Genomic DNA, 3,319 nt, shown 5'->3' on the forward strand with positions numbered 1-3,319 from the left:
CTGGTGCCGTCGAACCCGGTGAAGCCGTTCTGGCCGACGGTCACGCCCGCGGCGGTCGGCAGGCCGCCGTTGCCGCCGAAGCCGTACGTCGTGCCGCTCGGCGTGTGTCCGCCGCCGCTGCCGCCACCGGCACCGGCGATGACCGCCTCGGTGCCGCCGATGTTGACGGACGTGTAGCCACCGCCGCCCGCACCGTGGTGGTAGATGTTGCTGTAACCGGCGGAGATGCCGCCGCGACCGCCGCCGGGTGCGCCACCCAGGCCCATCGAGCCGTTCGCGTTGCCGCCCTCACGCCCGCCCGAACCGACGATGCCGGAGAATCCGGTGCCGGGGACGACCGGGTACGTCACCGAGACGCGCGCGCCGGAGCCGTTGGTGTTCGCGGCGCCGATCGAGCTGCCGCCGGCGCCACCGAGGGCCTCGATCTCCACCGAGCACACCCCGTTCGGGACCGTGCCCGAGAAGTTGCCGACGGCGGTCCTGGAGAAGCTGGTGGGCGATGGAGCCGGGCCGGCCACGGCCAGCGGTGCCGGCGCGATGACCAGCATCGCCGCTCCGGTCGCGGCTGCGGCACTGGTGGCGGCGAGCCTCGTGAGGCCTCGGCGCGCCATGCGCGTGGCAGGTTGTCTGCGTGTGGACACTGATTGTCCCTCTCGTGACGTGCGGACGCCGCGTCATGGCAGGCCATCCGTGCAGACGTCACCCAAGATCGGGCGCCAACACTGCTGGGTTGCTGGCGGCGACGGCCACCCTCGCTCGGTGACCGCGTGCCCGATGTTGCCAGTGGGATCTGGCTCCGCAGGGACGATCGGAGCGACTTCACCCTCGAGGAGGGTGTCGGTTCACCCCGACGGGTCAGGTCGTCGTGGGCGCGGCGTCGCAGGTCGCGCCTCGAAGACGAGCGACTGTCGCCTCAGTCGCGGGAGCGCCAGCGCGGGTCGCGGCCGATGAAGGCCATGAGCCGCGTGACGCCGTCGGCGTCGTCGGGAACCGGGACGGCAGCCGTGCCGAACTGGCCCGACTCGCGCAGCATCGGCTCGATCTGGCGCATCCCGTCGAGCAGCCGCTCGCACTCCTGCGGGTCCAGGCCGGACGGCAGTCCCGCGGCCTCCGCGAGGTCCCACGTGTGCATGAGGACGTCGACCGTGTAGAAGCGGTCCAGGGTCTCCTTCAACGTCGCGGTACCGGCCTGGGGACGCGTGAACTGCTCGTCCGCCGCGGCCGACTCGAGCAGTGCCTGCAGCTCGCCCGAGTGCGCGTGCCAGGTCCCCAACGGGTCGCCACCGTCGATGTGCCGGGCCAGGTCGACGCCACCGTCGGCCAGGAAGTCGTGGATCCACATCACGAGGTGCATCACGACGTCACGCGCCGTCCACTCCGGAACGGGGCTGGGCGCGTCCCAGTCCTCGACACGATCGGCGACCCCGGTGAAGTGGCCGGCCACCCGTTCGTGGCGAGTCGAGATCGGATCGGCTGCAGTCATGGTCATCCTCCACACGTCGCGGGTGCCCACAGTCGACGACAGATCGATCCCTGCGTCAACCCTCGCCGCCAGGGCACCACGGGCGACCGGGTCCCACCAGCGCGCCGCACGCGCTTCTCAGCGAGCGATCAGGACGTCCAGCAGGACGAAGCACCAGGCCGCGACGAAGGTGACCACCTGCGGAATCAGGACGAGTCCGCTCGATCGCGACGCGCCGCGGTCGTCCAGGTCTCGGCCCAGGGGGTCGACGACGGGGTCGTCCAGCTCCGCTCGGGTCCGCCATGCCCGGACGAGCGAGGCGACAAGGACCACCAGCCCCAGCACCGCGAGCGGCCAGGCGGGCATGCTCGCGAGCCGGGCGTCACCGAGCAGGAACACCACCGCGACCTGGAACGCGAAGACGGTGGCGACACCCAGGCCGATCTTCCAGGGCGCGGCGCGCAGGACGACCGGGAGCATCCTGGGCGTCAGGAGGACCAACGCGATCACCGTCAGGACCAGCACCGCCGTGCCGGCGTCGAGGTCGAACCGCTCTCCGCGCCAGGCCGGCCCCGCGGCGAAGACGAAGGCGAGGAAGCCCAGCACGTCCACCGCGGCCAGCACCACGGTGCGCCCCAGCCCGTCGCCCCCTGCCAGCGGCCTCAGGTCGAGCTCCTGCGCATACTCGCGCGGGCTCCCGAACGCCTGCTCGGCCGGCACCTGCGCGTCGTCCAGGAACTCGCGGGCGCTCGCCACGGCGTCCCCGATCGCGCGCCCGTCCACGTCGAGCAGCCGCAGCTCCAGGACGAGGTCGTCGAGCCAGCGCTGGTGGTCCTTCGTCAGGTCGACGGTCATGAGGTCCCTCCGGGTTCGCGCAGGTGGTCGCCCACCATGCGGGTGAAATCGGTCCACGCCCGACTCTGGTGCTCCAGCTCTGCTGCGCCGACCGGGGTCAGCGCGAAGTACTTGCGGCCGGGCCCGCCCTCGCCGGCCCGCCATTCGACATCGACCCAGCCGGCTGACTCGAGTCGACCGAGCAATGGGTAGAGCGTGCCGCCCTTGACCGAGCCGAAGCCGGCGTCCTCGAGGGCGCCGGCGATCGCATAGCCGTAGGTCGGACCCGCCGCGAGCACCCGCAGGACGCACAGCGCGAGTGCTGCTCTCGTCCAGTCGCTGGGCCACCCACGATCTGCCATGACTAGATGGTGACACTAGTTAGTGAGACTGTCTAGTCCTTCGGCCGCTTGTCGAAACGCTCCGGACGCGAGAGCGTGGCGGCGTGACCGAACTGCACGACCTGGACGCCCACGACCTGGCCACGACGATCGCCTCGGGCGAGGTCTCATGCACGGAGGTGACCCGGCACTTCCTCGACCGCATCGAGGTCGAGCAGCTGGGCGCGTTCGTGACCGTGGCGCCCGAGCGTGCCCTCGCCCGCGCCGCCGAGCTCGACGCCATGACCGAGCGGCCGCCGTTCGCGGGCGTCCCCACGGCCTTCAAGGACCTCACCCCGACCGCCGGGGTGCGCACGACGATGGGCTCGGCCCTGATGGCCGACACCGTGCCCGACCGCGACGCCGACCTCGTCGGGCTGGTCGAGCGGGCCGGGTTCGTCAGCTTGGGCAAGACGAACACCCCGGAGTTCGGACTCAGCTCGTACACCGACAACGACGTCGTCGGGCCGGCGCGCGCTCCTGCGAACCCGGACCTCAACGCCGGCGGATCCAGCGGCGGCGCCGCCGCAGCGGTCGCCGCTCGCCTGCTCCCGTGGGCGCCCGGCAGTGACGGTGGCGGCTCGATCCGCATCCCGGCCTCGTGCTGCGGCGTGATCGGTCTCAAGCCCAGTCGCGGCCGCGT

At 72.0% G+C, this 3,319-nt stretch carries 4 protein-coding genes and 1 pseudogene; 1 reads left to right on the forward strand and 4 read right to left on the reverse strand.

Features of this window, described 5'->3' with window-relative positions; translation table 11 throughout:
- From RT323_RS16410 to RT323_RS16425, 4 genes and pseudogenes are all read right to left on the reverse strand, one after another.
- Window positions 1–611, reverse strand: a pseudogene (locus RT323_RS16410) (hypothetical protein); the annotation flags it as partial.
- A 302-nt stretch (window positions 612–913) separates the two neighbouring features.
- Window positions 914–1,489 (reverse strand): maleylpyruvate isomerase family mycothiol-dependent enzyme, encoded by a 576-nt coding sequence (locus RT323_RS16415; RefSeq protein ID WP_313410342.1) that lies wholly within the window; start codon window positions 1,487–1,489, stop codon window positions 914–916.
- A 111-nt stretch (window positions 1,490–1,600) separates the two neighbouring features.
- A complete protein-coding gene (locus tag RT323_RS16420) occupies window positions 1,601–2,317 on the reverse strand; it encodes a hypothetical protein (RefSeq protein WP_313410343.1) in 717 nt (238 codons plus the stop codon).
- A complete protein-coding gene (locus RT323_RS16425; RefSeq protein ID WP_313410345.1) occupies window positions 2,314–2,658 on the reverse strand; it encodes a PadR family transcriptional regulator in 345 nt (114 codons plus the stop codon). The genes RT323_RS16420 and RT323_RS16425 overlap by 4 nt, the downstream gene beginning before the upstream one ends.
- Window positions 2,659–2,741: 83 nt before the next feature.
- Between RT323_RS16425 and RT323_RS16430 the strand changes: the two genes are divergently transcribed.
- Window positions 2,742–3,319 (forward strand): amidase (locus tag RT323_RS16430; RefSeq protein ID WP_313410347.1); only part of this gene is annotated, 578 nt, incomplete at its 3' end.

Origin of the sequence: Aeromicrobium sp., from assembly GCF_032084975.1 — a bacterium.
Lineage (GTDB): Bacteria > Actinomycetota > Actinomycetes > Propionibacteriales > Nocardioidaceae > Aeromicrobium.

Coding starts and splice junctions, on each gene's coding strand:
- RT323_RS16415 (WP_313410342.1), bottom strand. CDS start 1,489: ATGACCATGACTGCAGCCGATCCGATCTCGACTCGCCACGAACGGGTG.
- RT323_RS16420 (WP_313410343.1), bottom strand. CDS start 2,317: ATGACCGTCGACCTGACGAAGGACCACCAGCGCTGGCTCGACGACCTC.
- RT323_RS16425 (WP_313410345.1), bottom strand. CDS start 2,658: ATGGCAGATCGTGGGTGGCCCAGCGACTGGACGAGAGCAGCACTCGCG.